The sequence below is a fragment of the Micromonospora sp. M61 genome, assembly GCF_018070245.1.
Lineage (GTDB): Bacteria > Actinomycetota > Actinomycetes > Mycobacteriales > Micromonosporaceae > Micromonospora > Micromonospora zamorensis.
Map to the genome: position 1 here is coordinate 45,485 of NZ_JAGPYA010000014.1, position 16,960 is coordinate 62,444.

The 16,960-nt window shown below is 72.2% G+C and carries 14 protein-coding genes and 1 pseudogene; 10 read left to right on the plus strand and 5 right to left on the minus strand.

Annotated features, from left to right (window positions below):
* Positions 1-19 precede the first annotated feature (19 nt).
* The 5 genes from KBX34_RS10615 to KBX34_RS10635 all read left to right on the plus strand — a co-directional run bounded on the left by KBX34_RS10615 (position 20) and on the right by KBX34_RS10635 (position 4,655).
* Entirely contained in the window at positions 20-772 is a 753-nt protein-coding gene (locus tag KBX34_RS10615; protein ID WP_210924737.1) for an NUDIX domain-containing protein, read from the plus strand.
* The gene (locus tag KBX34_RS10620; RefSeq protein ID WP_210924739.1) at positions 769-1,740 is read left to right on the plus strand and encodes a serine/threonine protein kinase; all 972 of its coding nucleotides are present in this window, start codon (positions 769-771) and stop codon (positions 1,738-1,740) included. The genes KBX34_RS10615 and KBX34_RS10620 overlap by 4 nt, the downstream gene beginning before the upstream one ends.
* 11 nt (positions 1,741-1,751) lie before the next feature.
* On the plus strand, positions 1,752-2,711 hold the full coding sequence (locus KBX34_RS10625) for a hypothetical protein (protein WP_088950937.1): 960 nt from the start codon (positions 1,752-1,754) through the stop codon (positions 2,709-2,711).
* On the plus strand, positions 2,708-3,967 hold the full coding sequence (locus tag KBX34_RS10630; protein ID WP_210924741.1) for an adenylosuccinate synthetase: 1,260 nt from the start codon (positions 2,708-2,710) through the stop codon (positions 3,965-3,967). Before KBX34_RS10625 ends, KBX34_RS10630 begins: the two co-directional genes overlap by 4 nt.
* A gap of 70 nt (positions 3,968-4,037) precedes the next feature.
* Positions 4,038-4,655: a DedA family protein gene (locus tag KBX34_RS10635; RefSeq protein WP_099849681.1), complete on the plus strand. Its 618-nt coding sequence runs from the start codon at positions 4,038-4,040 to the stop codon at positions 4,653-4,655.
* A 157-nt stretch (positions 4,656-4,812) separates the two neighbouring features.
* On the opposite strand, the gene KBX34_RS10640 is transcribed toward KBX34_RS10635, so the two are convergent.
* The gene (locus tag KBX34_RS10640) at positions 4,813-5,451 is read right to left on the minus strand and encodes a TetR/AcrR family transcriptional regulator (protein WP_088950934.1); all 639 of its coding nucleotides are present in this window, start codon (positions 5,449-5,451) and stop codon (positions 4,813-4,815) included.
* Positions 5,452-5,521: 70 nt separating this feature from the next.
* Between KBX34_RS10640 and KBX34_RS10645 the strand changes: the two genes are divergently transcribed.
* The 3 genes from KBX34_RS10645 to KBX34_RS10655 all read left to right on the plus strand — a co-directional run bounded on the left by KBX34_RS10645 (position 5,522) and on the right by KBX34_RS10655 (position 8,948).
* Positions 5,522-5,974 carry an SCP2 sterol-binding domain-containing protein gene (locus KBX34_RS10645; RefSeq protein WP_088950933.1) on the plus strand — a complete coding sequence of 151 codons (453 nt, stop codon included), beginning with the start codon at positions 5,522-5,524 and terminating at the stop codon, positions 5,972-5,974.
* Between the two features lies 1 nt (position 5,975).
* Positions 5,976-7,190 carry an acyl-CoA dehydrogenase family protein gene (locus KBX34_RS10650; protein WP_210924743.1) on the plus strand — a complete coding sequence of 405 codons (1,215 nt, stop codon included), beginning with the start codon at positions 5,976-5,978 and terminating at the stop codon, positions 7,188-7,190.
* Positions 7,191-7,385: 195 nt separating this feature from the next.
* Positions 7,386-8,948, plus strand: coding sequence for an AMP-binding protein (locus KBX34_RS10655; protein ID WP_210924745.1), 1,563 nt, complete (start codon positions 7,386-7,388; stop codon positions 8,946-8,948).
* Positions 8,949-8,979: 31 nt separating this feature from the next.
* On the opposite strand, the gene purD is transcribed toward KBX34_RS10655, so the two are convergent.
* The 3 genes from purD to KBX34_RS10670 form a co-directional block, all read right to left on the minus strand.
* Entirely contained in the window at positions 8,980-10,230 is a 1,251-nt protein-coding gene (gene purD, locus KBX34_RS10660) for a phosphoribosylamine--glycine ligase (RefSeq protein ID WP_210924746.1), read from the minus strand.
* 156 nt (positions 10,231-10,386) lie between these two features.
* Entirely contained in the window at positions 10,387-11,343 is a 957-nt protein-coding gene (locus KBX34_RS10665) for a type IV toxin-antitoxin system AbiEi family antitoxin domain-containing protein (RefSeq protein ID WP_374223674.1), read from the minus strand.
* A 158-nt stretch (positions 11,344-11,501) separates the two neighbouring features.
* Entirely contained in the window at positions 11,502-12,791 is a 1,290-nt protein-coding gene (locus tag KBX34_RS10670; RefSeq protein WP_210924748.1) for an adenylosuccinate synthase, read from the minus strand.
* Between the two features lie 355 nt (positions 12,792-13,146).
* Between KBX34_RS10670 and KBX34_RS10675 the strand changes: the two are divergent.
* Together KBX34_RS10675 and KBX34_RS10680 are read left to right on the plus strand one after the other, a co-directional pair.
* Positions 13,147-14,034, plus strand: a pseudogene (locus KBX34_RS10675) (hypothetical protein); the annotation flags it as partial.
* A gap of 93 nt (positions 14,035-14,127) precedes the next feature.
* Positions 14,128-16,407: a chromosome partitioning protein gene (locus KBX34_RS10680; RefSeq protein WP_210924750.1), complete on the plus strand. Its 2,280-nt coding sequence runs from the start codon at positions 14,128-14,130 to the stop codon at positions 16,405-16,407.
* 45 nt (positions 16,408-16,452) lie between these two features.
* Here the strand turns inward: KBX34_RS10680 and KBX34_RS10685 are convergent, their stop codons facing one another.
* The gene (locus KBX34_RS10685; protein ID WP_088950926.1) at positions 16,453-16,881 is read right to left on the minus strand and encodes a DUF3151 domain-containing protein; all 429 of its coding nucleotides are present in this window, start codon (positions 16,879-16,881) and stop codon (positions 16,453-16,455) included.
* Positions 16,882-16,960 lie beyond the last annotated feature (79 nt).

Genomic DNA, 16,960 nt, shown 5'->3' on the forward strand with positions numbered 1-16,960 from the left:
TCAGAATGAGAGAGACGCGATGAACGAGCAGGAGTTCCTGGCCGCGTACGACCCCCGGGCCTATCCGTCGGTCGCGGTGACGGTCGACGTGGTGACGCTGACCATCCGCGACGACGCGCTGCACCTGCTGCTGATCCGGCGCGGCCAGGCACCCTTCGAGGGGCACTGGGCGCTGCCCGGTGGGTTCGTCCACCCCGACGAAGACCTGACCGCTGGCGCCCGACGCGAGCTGGCCGAGGAGACCGGGCTCGGCGGCGAGGGGCTGCGCCGCGTACACCTGGAGCAGTTGGGCAGCTACGGCGCGCCCGACCGCGACCCGCGGATGCGGGTCGTCTCGATCGCCCACCTCGCGTTCGCCCCCGACCTGCCGGACCCGGCCGCCGGCACCGACGCCGACGAGGCGATCTGGCTGCCGGTGACCGCGCTGACCAGCCGGCAGCTCGCCTTCGACCACGGCCGGATCATCGACGACGCGCTGGAACGGGCCCGGTCCAAGCTGGAATACACGCCGCTCGCCACGCGCTTCCTCGCCGCCGAGTTCACGATCAGCGAGCTGCGCGCCGTCTACGAGACGGTCTGGGGTCACCCGCTGCACGCCGGCAACTTCCACCGCAAGGTGCTCTCCGTGCCGGGCTTCGTGGAGAGCACCGGCGCCAGCACCGAGCGCGGCGGCGCCCGAGGCGGCCCCCGCGCCCGGCTCTACCGCGCCGGCGACGCCCGACTGCTGCACCCGGCTCTGCTGCGCCCCGCCCGCGAGGAGACGGTGCGATGAGGACGGCGGCGGCCATCGACCTGGTCGCGGCGGCCCGCACCGACGCCGACCTGTTCGGCACGGACCAGCCGGCCCGGCGTTACCGCGAGCTGGTCGCGGCCCTGCACCCCGACCGCCTGCCGGCCGACCCGGCGGTACGCGCCGAGGCAGTCGACGCGTTCATCCATGTCACCACCCGGTGGCAGGCCCGGCAGGTCACCGTTCTCGGCGACTACCGGCTCCGCGCGCCGGCCCACTCGGGTGACCTGGCCGACCTCTACGACGTCGGCGACGGCCGGCTGCTCAAGCTCCCCCGGCGGCCCGCCGACAACGACCTGATGGCCCGTGAGGCACACGCCCTGCACACCATCGCCGAGCGCGGCGACCCGCGCTACCTGCCGTACGTGCCCCGGCTCGTCGACGAGTTCCCGCACCGCGACGCCGCGACCGGCGCCGAACGGCGGATCAACGTGCTCGCCACCGAGCCCGGCCTGCATGACCTCGACGAGGTGCGGCGCGCGTACCCCGACGGGTTGGACGCCCGCGACGTGGCCTGGATGTGGCGGCGGCTGCTGGTGGCGCTCGGCCTGGCCCACAGCGCCGGCATCGTGCACGGCGCGGTCCTGCCGCGACACGTGCTGATCGAGCCGGCCGCCCACGGCGTGGTGCTCATCGACTGGTGCTTCTCCGCCCCGATCGGCACCACTATCCCGGCGATGGTGCCCGGCCAGGAGGACTGGTATCCGCCCGAGGTCTTCCGGAAGAGGCCCTGTGGGCCGGGCACCGACATCTGGATGGCCACTCGCTGCATGACCTGGCTGCTGAACCGCCACGCGCCGCGCGAGCTGCTCACCTTCGCCCAGGGCTGCCGGCACCGCTTTCTCGCCGACCGGCCCGACGACGCCTGGCGCCTGCTGCGCGAATTCGACCAGGTGCTGGACCGGCTCTACGGGCCACGCACCTTCCGACCCTTCACCCTCACCCCCTAAGGAGAGCTGTCATGGGCAGTGGAATCTGGTCCACCGACGTGTACGACGCCGCCGACCGCTACCGCCGGTCCACCGGCAAGAGCGCCTTCTCCTACAGCGACAGCGGGGCGCGCACCGTGCACACCGCGCTCGACCCCCGCGACGGGATGCGCGAGAGCCGCGACTCCGACGAGCACCCCCGGTCGACGCCCGTCGCCGTGCTCTTCGACGTGACCGGCTCGATGCTCAAGGTGCCGCGTGTCCTGCAGACCAAGCTGCCGCAGCTGCTCGGGCTGCTGCAACGGCAGGGGTACGCCAGCGACCCGCAGATCATGTTCGGCGCGATCGGCGACGCCACCTGCGACCGGGTGCCGTTGCAGGTGGGCCAGTTCGAGTCGGACAACCGGATGGACGACGACCTCGGCCGGATCGTCCTCGAAGGCGGGGGAGGCGGGCAGATGAGCGAGTCGTACGAGCTGGCCATGTACTTCATGGCCCGGCACACCGCCACCGACAACTGGGAGAAGCGCGGCCGGCGCGGCTACCTGTTCATCATCGGCGACGAGCTGGCGTACCCCCAGGTGAAGGCCCGTGAGGTGGCCCGTCTGATGGGCGACGACCTGACCGAGGACGTGCCGCTGCGGCAGATCTTCGACGAGGTGACCCGCCGCTGGGACACCTACTTCCTGCTCCCCGCCGGCAGCCACTACGCCGGCAACGCCAAGGTGCTCGACTTCTGGCGGGGCCTGCTCGGGCAGAACGCCGTGGTGCTCGACGACCTCGACGCCGTCTGCGAGACCATCGCGCTCACCATCGGCCTCGGCGAGCAGGCCATCGACCTGGACGAGGGCCTGCGCCACCTGGACCACGCCGGTTCCAGCGCCACCGGCACCGTCTCGAAGGCACTGGCCCGCCTCGGCCGGGGACGGCGGGCCGAGGTGTCGACGCTGCCCGCGTTCACCGACACCACCGGTGGGGTGACCCGGCTGTGAACCACGTGGCGGTGGTCGACCTCGGCTACGGGGACGCCGGCAAGGGCACGGTGGTGGACTGGCTCTGCGCCACGCGACCCGTGCACACGGTGGTCCGCTTCAACGGGGGCGCGCAGGCGGCGCACAACGTCGTGCTGCGCGACGGGCGGCACCACACGTTCGCGCAGTTCGGCGCCGGCACGTTCCATCCCGGTGTGCGTACGCACCTGTCGCGGCACGTCGTGGTGGATCCGCTGGCGCTGGCCGCCGAGGCCGACCATCTCGCCACGGTCGGGGTGACCGACGCGCTCGACCGACTCACCGTCGACTCCGACGCGCTGCTCGCCACCCCGTACCACCGGGCCGCCAACCAGGCCCGGGAGATCGCCCGGGGAGCCGACCGGCACGGCTCCTGCGGGCTGGGGGTGGGCGAGACCGTCGCGTACGGTCTCGCCCACCCGGACGACGCGCCCCGGGTCGCCGACTGCCGCAGCCCAACGCTGCTGCGTCGCCGGCTGACCGCCCTGCGGGAGCGGCTGACCGCCGAGCTCGGCCCACTGGACGCGCCACCGATCGAGGACTGCCTGCCCGCGTTCACCGGGTTCGCCGGGCGGGTCGCGATCGTCGACGGGAGCTGGCTCACCGGGGCGCTGCGCGCGGGGACCTGCGTCTTCGAGGGCGCGCAGGGGGTGCTGCTCGACGAGTGGCACGGCTTCCACCCGTACACGACGTGGAGCACCACCACGTTCGCCAACGCCGACAGCCTGCTCACCGAGGCGGGGCAGCCCCGCGCGACCCGGATCGGGGTGCTCCGGCTGGTCACCACCCGGCACGGGGCGGGCCCGCTGGTGACCGAGGACCCAACCCTGCCGCTGGCCGATCCACACAACCCGACGAACCCGTGGCAGGGCCGGTTCCGGTTCGGCCACTTCGACGCGGTCGCCCACCGGTACGCCCTCGCCGTGGCCGGTGGGGTCGACGGCCTGGCCCTGACCCACCTCGACCTCGCCGGCCCCGAGCTGCGGATCTGCCGCCGCTACGACACCACCGACCGGCTCACCCCGGGCCCACCCGGTGACCTGGACCGGCAGGCCGCGCTCACCGCCCGCCTGCTGCGCTCCCGCCCGCTCTACGACGACCCGCCCGCGGACTGGGCGGAGGCGGTGTCCGCGGAGCTGGGCGCGCGGGTGGTGCTGACCTCGCACGGCCCCACCGCCGACGACAAGACCCCGCACGGTCCGCTGCTCGCCCCGCCCGCCCTGGTCCGCGCGGCCTGACGCGCAGGACCGGAGGAGGTGATCCGCCGACTCGGCCACCGGGCGGGTCGCACCCGGCGAGCATGGGGGCATGGACTCCGCGCTCGACCTGCTCCGACAGCTGGTCACCTCACCATGGGTGTACCTGCTGATCTTCGGGCTCACGGCGGTCGACGCGTTCTTCCCGGCCGTACCCGGCGAGGCGGCCGTCATCACCGCCGCCGTGCTCTCCACCAGCGGCAACCCCAACCTGGCGCCGGTGATCGTCGCCGCCGCCGTGGGCGCGTGCGTCGGCGACCACGTGTCGTACGCCATCGGACGTGGTGGTGGCGCGAACCGGCTCGCCGGGTTTCCCGACGGCAGCCGCCGACAGGCCAGCTCCGAGTGGGCCCGGCGCGCGCTGAACCGGCGCGGCGGGCTGATCCTGACCACCTCCCGCTACCTGCCGGGCGGTCGGACCGCGGTCACCCTCACCATGGGCGCCGTGCGGTATCCCCGCCGGTCGTTCCTTCTCTACGACGCGATCGCGACGGTCACCTGGGCCCTGTACTGCGGGCTGCTCGGCTACTTCGGTGGGCTGGCCTTCGAGCGCCACCCCGTCAAGGGCGTCCTCGCTGGGATCGGCCTCTCGGTGATCGTCACGCTGGGCATCGAGGGCGTCCGGTGGCTGCGGCGCCGGGCGCACCGCCGCGCCGCCGCCCGCCACTGACCGGCCCGGACCGGCCTGCCACCCGTCACAGCAGGTCAGCGTCGTGCACCAGGATGGCCAGCTGCACCCGGTTGCCCGCCTGGAGTTTCGCCAGCGCCCGACCGAGGGCCGGCGCCGGTGACCGCGCCGCTGCGTCGGACCCCGGTGCGGTGACCGGTCAGTCGACCGGTGGACGCCAGGTCGCGCCGTGCAGGAGCTGGGCGGCGCCGAGCCAGGCCACGTTCATCATCCGGGTGGCCGTCTTCTCCGGGTCGGCGTCCGGGTGGTCCGCGAGCCAGTCGGCCAGCGACTCGGTCGCGCCGACCAGGGCGTACGCGACGACCTCCAGGTCGACGGCGGTGATCTCACGGCCCTCGGCTCGCAGCGCGTGGTCGAGCATCCCGGCGACCACCTCGACCAGCCGGGCCCGCATCGCGGCCAGCTCCCCGGCGAACGGCTGCTCGCCCCGGGCCTGCCGGTAGAGCACCGCCCAGCCGTCCCGGTATGCGCCCACGAAGCCGAAGAACGCCCTCAACCCACGCCAGAGCCGCTCGTCGGCCGGCAGGTCGGGGGCGGCGGCTCCCGCGATGGCCTGCATCATCCGGGTGCCCTCCCGGTGCAGGCAGGCGACGAAGAGCTCCTCCTTGGTGCCGAGGTACGCGTACACCATGGGCTTGGAGATGCCGGCGTCCTCCGCGATCTCGTCCATGCTGGCGGCGTGGAAGCCGCGACGGGAGAAGACCTTCACGGCCGCGTCGAGCATCTGCTGCTCGCGGACGGCGCGTGGCAGGCGCTTGAAGGCGGGGACGGTGGACACCTTGCGAGCATACCTACTCGTGCGTAGGGTTACGCACGAGTAGTCAAATCTTCCGGAAGGCACACACCTGATGACTGACTTCGACCCGGCCACCTTCGCCAACGTTGGCCCCAAGGAGTTCGCCCAGCTGGTCAAGTCCACCCCGGACGACAAGATCGCTCAGGTGATGTCCGGTGACATGCGCGACAAGGTCCTGGGCGAGGTGTTCGGCCGGATGCCGTCGCTGTTCCGCGCGGACCGGGCCGGCTCGACCAACGCGGTCATCCACTGGGTCATCACCGGTCGCCCCGACGGCGGCAGCGACACCTACGAGGTGGTCATCGCCGACGGCGCGTGCGTCGTGAACGAGACCCCGCAGCACGACCCGAAGCTGAGCCTCACCATGGGTCCGGTCGAGTTCCTGAAGATCGTCTCCGGTGGCGCCAACCCGGTGATGATGTTCATGACCGGCAAGCTGAAGGCAAAGGGCGACCTCGGCCTCGCCGCCAACATCGCCAACCTGTTCGACATCCCCAAGGCCTGACATGGCTGAGTTCTCGCTTGACCTGAATGAGGAACAGCGGGATCTACGCGACTGGGTGCACGGCTTCGCCGCCGAGGTCGTGCGCCCGGCCGCCGCCGAGTGGGACGAGCGCGAGGACACCCCGTGGCCGGTGATCCAGGAAGCCGCCAAGGTCGGCCTTTACGGCTTTGAGTTCCTCGCCACCTGCTGGGCCGACCCGACCGGGCTCTCCCTGCCGATCGCCAGCGAGGAACTCTTCTGGGGTGACGCCGGCATCGGCCTCTCCATCTTCGGCACCTCACTCGCCGTCGCTGCCATCTACGGCGCCGGCACCCCCGACCAGATGGTCGAGTGGGTGCCACAGTGCTTCGGCGACGTCGACTCACCGGCCGTCGCCGCGTTCTGCACCAGCGAACCCGAGGCCGGCTCCGACGTCGGCGCGATGCGCACCCGGGCCGTCTACGACGAGGCCACCGACGAGTGGGTGCTCAACGGCCAGAAGGCGTACGCCACCAACGGCGGGATCGCCGGCGTGCACGTGGTCACCGCCTCCGTCGACCCCACCCTCGGCTCCCGAGGCCAGGCGGCGTTCGTCGTACCGCCGGGCACCCCCGGCCTGGCCGCCACCCGCAAGCTGCGCAAACTCGGCCTCCGCGCGTCACACACCGCCGACGTCTTCCTCGACGACGTACGCGTGCCCGGCCGCTGCCTGCTCGGCGGGCGGGACGCCCTGCTGGAACGCCTCGACCGGGCCCGCTCCGGTCAGCGGGTCACCGGACAGGCCGCGATGCGCACGTTCGAGCTGTCCCGACCCACGGTCGGCGCGCAGGCGCTCGGCGTGGCCCGGGCCGCCTACGAGTACGCCCTGGACTACGCCAAGGAACGGGTCCAGTTCGGACGACCCATCATCGAGAACCAGGCGGTCGCGTTCGCGCTGGCCGACATGCGGATGGAAATCGACGCGGCACGGCTGCTCGTCTGGCGCGCCTCGTGGATGGGCCGCAACAACCGCCCGTTCACCGCGGGCGAGGGCTCGATGTCCAAACTCAAGGCCGGCGAGGTGGCGGTGTCGGTCACCGAGAAGGCGGTGCAGTTGCTCGGCGGGGCCGGCTTCCTGCGCGACCACCCGGTCGAGCGCTGGTACCGGGACGCCAAGATCTACACCATCTTCGAGGGCACCTCGGAAATCCAACGACTGGTGATCTCCCGAGCCATCTCCGGGATGCAGATCCGCTGACCGCCGCCGGCCCGGCGCCTCTTCAAGGGGGTCGGGCCGACGGTGGCCCGGACTCCACGATCTGTGCCGTCTTCGTCACCCCGCGCCGACGCCAACTGGGCCTTCAGCCGCCCCCAGTGCATGATCAAGGAAGAAGCCCTGATGGACGGGCAGGCCACTGCCCCGTCCGCGCACCACCCCTAGGAGGTCTGCGGCATGGACCTGCCGTTCACCGTCGCCACCCTGACCCGTCGCGGACTGCTCACCCCCGGCAACCCGGTCCGAGTCGCCGCGCAACTCAACGCCCTGCGTACCTGGGGGTGGAGCCTGGCTGGCGAATTGCGCCAGGCGGCCGCCCGGGATCCCGGCCGGACGGCGGTCATCGACGAGGACGGCGTCGAGCTGACCTACCACGACCTGCTCGACCGGGCCGAACGGATGGCCAGGTCGATGCGGGCCGGGCACGGCGTACAGGCCGGCGACCGGATCGGCGTGCTCTGCCGCAACCACCACGGGCTGATCGAGACGATCGTTGCCGCCACCCTGCTCGGCGTCGACGCGGTGCTGGTCAACACCGGGCTCTCCGCGGCCCAGCTCGGCACCATCGCCGAGGAGCAACAGCTGCGGCTGCTGGTGCACGACGACGAGTTCGCCGAGCGGGTCCTCGGCCTCCCCGCCGAGCTGCCCCGGCTCGACGAACGCGCCCGCGAGGAGCTGGTGGCCGGCGCACTGCCGGGCGACCTGCGCCCGCCGGAGCAGGACGGCCGGATCATCGTGCTCACATCCGGCACCACCGGTACGCCCAAGGGCGCCCGTCGTCGCACGCCCAAAGGCTTCGGCCCGCTGGTGTCCATCATCGGCCGCATCCCGCTGCACACCAGGACCCGGGTGATGATCGCCGCACCGATCTTCCACACCTGGGGATTCGCCGCCCTCCAGGTCTGCCTGGCCCTGCGGGCCACCATCGTGCTGCACCGACGCTTCGACCCGGCCGCCACACTCTCCGCCCTGACCGCCAACCGCTGCGACGCGCTGTTCGCCGTACCCGTGATGGTGCAGCGACTGATGGAGGTGCCCCCGCCGGACCCGCGCCCCCCGCTCAAGGTCGTCGCGGTCAGCGGCTCCGCCCTGCCCGGCGGGCTGGCACCGAAGTTCATGGATGCCTATGGCGACGTCCTGTACAACCTCTACGGCTCCACCGAGGTCTCCTGGGCGTCCATCGCCGGCCCGCAGGACCTGCGCCAGGCACCCACCACCGCCGGTCGGCCACCGCACGGCACCCGGCTGGAAATGCTCGACGACGACGGCCAGCCGGTGCCGACCGGACGGGTCGGGCGGATCTTCGTCGGCAACGAGATGCTCTTCGAGGGCTACACCTCCGGTACCAGCCGGGAAACCCGCGACGGTCTGCTCGACACCGGCGACCTCGGCCGGCTCAACGCCGACGGGCTGCTCTTCGTCGACGGACGGGCCGACGACATGATCGTCTCCGGTGGTGAGAACGTCTTCCCCTCCGAAGTGGAGGATCTGCTCGCCCAACTGCCGCAGGTCCGCGAAGTGGCCGTGATCGGCGTACCCGACCCCGAGTACGGCCAGCGCCTGTCCGCGTTCCTCGCCCTGCACCCCGACGAGACGCTCGATCCCGATGCGGTACGCGAGTACGTCCGGCGCTATCTCGCGCGCTTCAGCGTCCCCCGGGACGTGATCTTCGTGAAATACCTGCCCCGAAACGCCACCGGCAAGGTGCTCACCCGCGAACTGCGCCGCTACTTCGGCTGAGGTGCCGCTCAGCCGTCTGCCCGGCGGCTGCTCAGCCCGGAATCGTGATCCGGCCGTCGATGGCGGCGGCGGCGATGTCGGTGCGGTGCTGCGAGCCGGCCAACTCCACCCCGTCCACCAGCGCGTACGCGGCGTCCCGCGCGGCGGCCAGGTCGGAGCCGGTGGCCGTACCGCAGAGGACCCTGCCGCCGGCGGAGAGCAACGCGCCGTCGCTGGCCCGGCGGGCGGTGCCCGCGTGGATGATGCCCGGCCGGTCCGCGCCGGTGATGACGTCGCCGGTACGCGGCGCGGCCGGATAGCCAGCGGAGGCGAGCACCACTGTGACAGCGCTGCCGTCCCGCCATTGCAGCGGCGGATGCTCGGTCAGCGTGCCGGTGGCCGACGCGTGCAGCAGCCCGCCCAGCGGGGTCTCCAGCAACGCGAGCACCACCTGGGTCTCGGGGTCACCGAAGCGCGCATTGAACTCGATCACCCGGGGGCCGGCAGCAGTGATCGCGAGCCCGACATAGAGCAGACCAGCAAACGGGGTGCCCCGGCGGCGCATCTCCGCGAGCGTCGGGTGGACCACGTCGCGCATGACGTCGTCGACCAGGCCGGGAGGTGCCCAGGCCAGCGGCGCGTACGCCCCCATGCCCCCGGTGTTCGGCCCCGTGTCGCCGTCGCCGAGGCGCTTGAAGTCCTGAGCCGGCAGCAGCGGCAGCGCCGCCTCACCGTCGGTCACCACGAAGAGGCTGACCTCCGGGCCGTCGAGGAACTCCTCGACCACGACCCGTCCACACTCGTTCGCGTGGGCCAACGCGGCGGACCGGTCGTCGGTCACCACCACGCCCTTGCCTGCGGCGAGTCCGTCGTCCTTCACCACGTACGGGGCACCGAACTCGTCCAGCGCCCGAGCGGTGCTCTCCTCGTCCGTGCAGACGTACGCCCGAGCGGTCGGTACGCCGGCGGCGGTCATCACGTCCTTGGCGAACGCCTTTGAGCCCTCCAGCTGCGCGGCAGCACCGGATGGACCGAAGACGCCGATCCCCTTGGCGCGGACAGCATCGGCAACCCCGGCGACCAGCGGCGCCTCCGGCCCGATCACCACCAGGTCAGCGGCAGTCTCCACGGCCAGAGCCGCTACGGCGTCCGGATCGGAAGCGTTCACCGTCCGCAGCTCAGCCACCGAGGCGATCCCCGGATTGCCAGGTGCGGCAACAACCGCGGAAACAGCCGGATCCGCCACCAACCCGAGGGCGAGCGCATGCTCCCGCCCACCACCACCAACCAAAAGAACCCGCACGACCGAGATTCTACTGTCCCCCACCCGAACCCCGGTCGACCGCCGCCATGCGCCCCCACCCCACCACCGCCACCCCCCACCGCCGTTCCGCCGCCGCCGTCGGTGATCAAGAGGTTTGCGTCAGAAATAGGCCGTTGCCTGACGCAAACCTCTTGGTCACCGTCGCGGTTGTCGGGCAGCGGCAATCGCTTGGCGGACCGTGTGGGGTATGTAGGTGGGGTGCAGGGTGTCCTGCCAGGTGAAGCGGAGGATGGTCCAGCCAGCGTTGACCAGGCGATTCTGGCGACGACGATCGGCAAAGGCCGCCGCCAAAGTGCCGTGCGCGTCGCGACCATCCGCTTCGGCGATCACTCTGGGGCCGCGCCAACCCAGATCGCCAATGCCGAGCAGGTATCCGTCTTCGTCACGTACTTCCAGCTGGAGGGTGTCTGGCGGAACGCGCCCGTCAATGCATCGCAGTCGGCTACGCGTCTCCAGCGGCGACTGAGCCCGTCCGTCCGCTTCGGCCAGGTAGGAGCGGGCCGCAACCGCACCTCGCCGCCCCCGGATGAGTCTCTGGATCGCCGCGAGTTCCGCTGGATCGATACGACGCTGGTTCAGCGCCGAATCGAGGACCGAGACCGCGGGATACCGATCAACCCGCAGAACGACATCCGAGACGGTGCGGAGTGGAGATGTCGTCCGGATGCCAGCAACCTCACCGATGTCGTCAGGACCGACGGTCATTTGATGCACGGTCAGCCATGGCGCCAGAGCGCGCTGGGGCCGGGGCCGGCCGGACGGCACCGAGACGTGGACCTGCGGGGCCCGCCAGAGGCCTGCGATCCCGTGCAACTCCAGCGCAGTGTCCAGAACAGCGAAGGCACCTGGGCCGAGGCTGACGACTGCGGCGCGGATCCGCGCACGACGCCGTGTCGATTCACTCAGCTCGGCGTCCGGCACGAAGCAGCCGCGCAGAATCCGTCGCCAACTGCCGGAACGGTGCAGCTGTCGGACCTGGTCCCTGGTAAGGCCGGCGCGCAACGCCTGGCCCAGGGTGATCATCCCGTCCTGCCTGGCCGCGATATGACGAAGAAGCTGGTGTGGTCCCACCCCCACACCCTGCCCACCCACCCGATGCGACCGAAGCCCTTGTGGATAACCCTCGCAGTCCTGTGGATAACCGCCGATCAGCCCCGGTGATCAAGAGGTTTCCGTCAATTTCACACGGATTCCTGACGCAAACTTCTTGATCACCGGGGTCGAGGGGGGGCGCGAAGCAAGGTCCGGGGTTAGGGGAGGAGGGGGTGGAGGACCACGTTTTCGTCCCGGCCTGGGCCTACGCCTACGACGCTCACCTTGGCGTTGCAGAGTTCCTCTACCCGGGCGATGTAGCGGCGGGCATTCTCCGGCAGGTCGGCGGCCGTCCGCGCCTTGGTGATGTCTTCCCACCAGCCGTCGAGCTCCTCGTAGACGGGCTTGGCGTGGTGGAAGTCCGTCTGGCTCATCGGCATGTCGTCGACCCGGACGCCGTTGATCTCGTAGCCGACGCAGATCGGCACCTTGGGCATGCCGGTGAGCACGTCCAGCTTGGTGATGACCAGGTCGGTGACACCGTTGAGGCGGCAGGCGTACCGGGCCACGACCGCGTCGAACCACCCGCACCGGCGCTCCCGCCCGGTGGTCGTGCCGTACTCCGCGCCGATCTTGCGCAGGTGGTCACCGTTGGCGTCGAACAACTCGGTCGGGAACGGTCCCGCGCCGACCCGGGTGGTGTACGCCTTGCTCACCGCGATGACCTTGCTGATCGCGGTCGGCGGGATGCCGGCACCCACACAGGCACCACCGGCGGTCGGGTTCGACGAGGTCACGAAGGGGTACGTGCCGTGGTCCATGTCGAGCATGGTGGCCTGGGCACCCTCCAGCAGGACCGTCTCGTCCCGGTCCAGTGCGTCCCACAGCATCGCCCGGGTCTCCGCGATGTACGGCTTGAGCCGCTCCGCGTACGCCAGGTACTCCTCGACGGTCGCCTCAAGGTCGATCGCCTTGCGGTTGTAGACCTTGAACAGGATCTGGCTCTTCTCGCGCAGCGCGAGTTCCAGCTTCTTGCGCAGGATGCCCGGGTCGAGCAGGTCCTGGAGGCGGATGCCGATCCGGGCGACCTTGTCGCCGTACGCCGGGCCGATGCCCCGGCCGGTGGTGCCGATCCGGGACGAGCCGAGGTAGCGCTCGATCACCCGGTCCAGCGCCCGGTGGTGCGGCATGATCAGGTGCGCGTCACCGGAGATCCGCAGTCGGGACACGTCGACGCCGCGCTCGGCCAGGCCGTCGATCTCGGCGAGCAGCACCTTCGGGTCGACCACCACACCGTTGCCGATGACGATCATCGCGTTCGGCGAGAGCGCTCCAGACGGCATCAGGTGCAGCGCGTACTTCTGGCCGTCCGGGGTGATCACCGTGTGGCCGGCGTTGTTGCCGCCGGAGTAGCGCACGACGTAGTCGACCCGCTCACCCAGCAGGTCGGTAACCTTGCCCTTGCCCTCGTCGCCCCACTGAGCGCCGAGGAGCACGATCGCTGGCATCTTTTCCGCCTCCAGAAGGCTCGGGTGCCAGGTGGCGACCGGTTGGCGAGCCCGGGGTGTCAGGTTAACAAGTAATGACGGCGCGGCCGGCAGGGGTCGCGTCGAGAGGCAGGAGGCTCCTTCCGTGTACGACGTGGTGCTGCTCACCCTCGGTTCGGAGCGGGACGCTCCCGGGGGCTGTGGCAGCGGCGGGGCCTGCTGCGGCGGTGCGGCCGAGACCGCCACCGACCCGACGAGCCAGACCGACAACGGCCAGACCGACACCAGCTCGACGAGCCAGACCGAGACCGGCCAGGCCGACACCGACCAGGCCGACGCCAGTCAGGCACCCCGGGCTGAGGCCGGCGGTGACACCGAGCGGTGCGCCACCGAGCGGCCACGGGTGCCGGTGCTGGCCTGTGCCGACGCGCTGAACGCCCGAGGCGCCCGGGTGGAGATGGTCACCGCCCGCTCGGACGCGGAGATCGACGCGGTGCTGGCGCGTCTCGACGGCCCGGCACGCCCAGACGGGCTCACCTGGCCGGACCCGGACGGCAAGACCCGGCTGGTCGTCGCGACGGCCAACGACGGGCAGTTGCGCGCCGTGCTGCGCCGGCTGGTCCGGCGGTACGCCCCGGCGCCGAGCAAGCGCCCAGCGGATCTGCCCGGCAACCGGACTCTGCCCGACCTGCCGCCGGTGGGCGTACTCCCGCTCGACCCGGCCCGTGGCGGCACCCACCGCGACCTGGCCGCGCAGCTCGGGCTGCCCCGTGACCCGGCGGTGGTGGCCGCCGCGGTGTTGGACGGCACGCCGCGCCGACTGGACCTGCTGCGCAACGACGGTGGTTCGGTGACGCTGGACGGTGCGTTGCTCGGTGCCGCCGACGACGCCGGGCGGCCGCTGCACTGGCGGGCTCGGGTGGAGGTCGACGACGCCATCCTCACCGACGGTGACGAGCCGCTGCTGGCCTGCGCGGTCGCCAACGCCGGCGGCTACGCGACGCTCGACGACGTCACGCTGCTGACCGCACCGGACCCGGCCGACGGTCAGGTCGAGGTCGCGGTTGCCGTGCCGGTGGTCGTCCGCTCGGCGTTCGGCCGCAAACGGGTACGTCTCGAAGTTCGGCGGGCCCGTGGCCGGGCGGTTTCGGTGCTGCCCAGGGAGGGGAAGGTGCCGTACCTCGACGATGGTGTCGAGGGCGAGCTGACCCGGAAGCGTTCCTGGTGGGTCGAGCCGGGTGCCTGGGCGGTCTGGTCGATCTGACGTCGACGGCGCGGAGCGGCCGACCTCGGCTGCGCCGCCCGCCCCTCGTGGGCGGATGCGCCTATCCTCGCAGGAGGACTGGGGAGGGCCCTAATGGACGAGAACGCCGACCGGGCGCAGGTGCACGGCCAGCAGCCGGTGCCGGAGCGGGACATCGAACCACTCTGGCCACCGGATCCGACCGACCGGGGCGCGGGGACCGTCGTACCGCCCTGGGCGGCGGTCGCCGAGCAGCGGGGCGCGCCGTCGTCGGCCGCGCCCGGGCCGGTTACGCCACCGGTGGCGGCGCCGCCGATCAACCGGCCGCCGGTCCCCGGACAGCTGGGCGCGGCCCCGCTGCCGCCACCCTCGCCGTCCGACTACCCGTCGCTGAGCGGTGCCGTTCCGGCGCCCGGGGGTTGGGGCGCTGGCGGCCCGGCCGGCGGAGGATCGGGCTGGGGGCCGCCGCAGCCGAGTTGGCCACCAGCGGCCGCTCCGGCCGCCGCGGCGACACCGCCCGGTCCACCGGCGATGAGCACGCCGCCGGCGATGAGCACGCCGCCGGCGGGCAACGCTCCGGCGGGCAACGGCGTCCCGGGCGGCACTGGGGTTCCTCCGGCACCGAACACCGCCTTCGGGCCGACGGACAGCCGACCCGAGGGGGCGAGCACCGCAGCCGGCGCGACGCAGGCGCAGCCGGGTGACCGCGGTACGGCCGCCGTCCCCGCCCCGCCGGTCAACCCGGGCGGTGTCGACCTGGACCTGCCGTTCACCCTGGACAACCCCACCGCAGGTGCCCCGCCCACCGGCCGCGCCACCGTGCCAGAGCCCACCGGCCGCACCGCCGCGGCAGAGCCCACCAGCCGCACCACTGCGGCAGAGCCCACCAGCCGCACCGCCGGGGCAGAGCCCACTGCTGCGGGCCCCGCCCCGGCAGCTCCTGCGACGCCGGAGTCCGCGACGGCCGGACCAGCGCCGCAGGCTGGCGGGACCGGCGAGGACGGGCCCGCTGGTGGAGCGGCACGGCCGGCCAGCGAGTCGCCGTGGGCGTATCCGCCGCAACGGCCGGCCGGCGCAGCCGCACCGACCCACGACGAGGGCGCAACCGCGACGCCCCCGATCCCGGCCCCGCCGCAGCCGCACTCCGCCGTCCCGCAGGCCGGCTCCGGGCAGGCCGGTCAGTCTGGCCAAGCCGGCCAGGCGTTCAACCCGGCGATTCCCGGTCAGGCCGGCCCGACGCCGATCCCGCCTCCACCCGACCTGACGCAGTTCAGCAACCTGCCGCCGCAGGTTCCCCAGCAGGCCGCACCGCCCGGGCCGTTCCCGCCGTCCCCTGGCTGGTACCCCCCGCCGTGGCAGCAGGGCCCGCCCGGCGTACCTCCTGGTCAGCCTTACCAGGAGGCCGAGGGGGTGGCCCAGGTGCCGACCACCGGATACCCGGACGCGAGCTGGACGCCGGAGTCTACGGCGGTGCCGACCGCCGAGGACTTCAGCAAGCGTCGACAGGTCCGGCCCGCCGACCCGGTGGCGACCATGGGCGTACGCGCGGTGGTCAACAAGATGGGGCTGCTCCGGCTCTCTCCCGGGCGGCACGAGCAGGAGCTCAAGCGGGACATCGAGATGGTGCGCCGCAACTTCGGCGGGCTGCGGCAGGTGACCGTGGTCAACCCGAAGGGCGGTGCCGGTAAGACGGTGGCCATCCTGCTGCTCGCGATGACGTTCGGTCAGAAGCGCGGTGGCTACGTGCTGGCGTGGGACAACAACGAGACCCAGGGCACCCTGGGGATGCGCGCCCAGCAGGACTTCCACTCCCGCACTGTGCGGGACATGCTGCGTGACCTCGGGCAGTTCCAGGGCGCGCACGGGCGGGTCGGCGACCTGTCGCAGTACGTGCGCTCGCAGGGCGAGGGGATGTTCGACGTCCTGGCCTCGGACGAGTCGGCCACGGGCGGCGAGATGTTGACCGCGGCCGCGTTCGCCGAGATCCGCGAGGTGGTCAGCCGGTTCTACAAACTGATCTTCGTGGACACCGGCAACAACGTGCGGGCGCAGAACTGGCAGGCCTCGATGGACGCCACCGACCAGTTGGTGGTCACCATGTCGGCCCGTAACGACTCGGCGGAGACGGCCGCCCGGATGCTCGACCACCTGGAGCAGAGTGGCCGGCAACGGCTGGTCCGCCAGGCGGTGACCGTCGTGTCGATGCCGCCGTCCCGCAAGGAGATCGACCTGCCGGCCATCCAGGAGCACTTCGCGGCCCGCACCCGGGCGGTGCTGCTGGCCCCGTACGAGCGGCTCATCGACACGGGTGAGCCGATCCGGTACGGCGGGCTCTCCTCGGCCACCCGGGACGCCTGGTTGAAGATCGCCGCCGCGGTCGCCGAAGGGCTGTGAGCCGCCGACGGCCGGCCCGATGTCGGGCCGGCCGTCGGATCGGGCTCAGTTGCTCGCGAGCGCGTCCGCCGCCGCCGGGTCGCAGTCACGCAGGAACTGCGCGCAGCGGGCTGCCTCGTCGGCCTCGCCGATCTCGTCCGCAGCTCGGGACAGCACGTAGAGGCAGCGGAGGAAGCCCCGGTTGGGCTCGTTCGACCACGGCACCGGGCCGTGCCCCTTCCACCCGCTGCGGCGCAGCTGGTCGAGGCCCCGGTGGTAGCCGGTGCGCGCGTAGGCGTACGCGGTCACGACCTGGCCCTGCGCGAAGGACCGGGCCGCGAGCTCCGCCCAGGCCGCGCTGTAGGTGGGAAAGCCGGCCGCCACGCTGGCGAACGCCTCATCGGTGCCGGCCTCCTCGGCGGCAGCCAGGGCGGCGTCGGCCTCGTTGTTCGCGGGCAGGCGGGTGGCCGGTGGCTCTGGCAAAAGGTTCTGCATCGCCCCATTCAACCCGCTGGACAGGGCGACACGCGAGCGGGTCGGCCGACACGTTCCGCTGAACGGCTGAGGAGTTGGT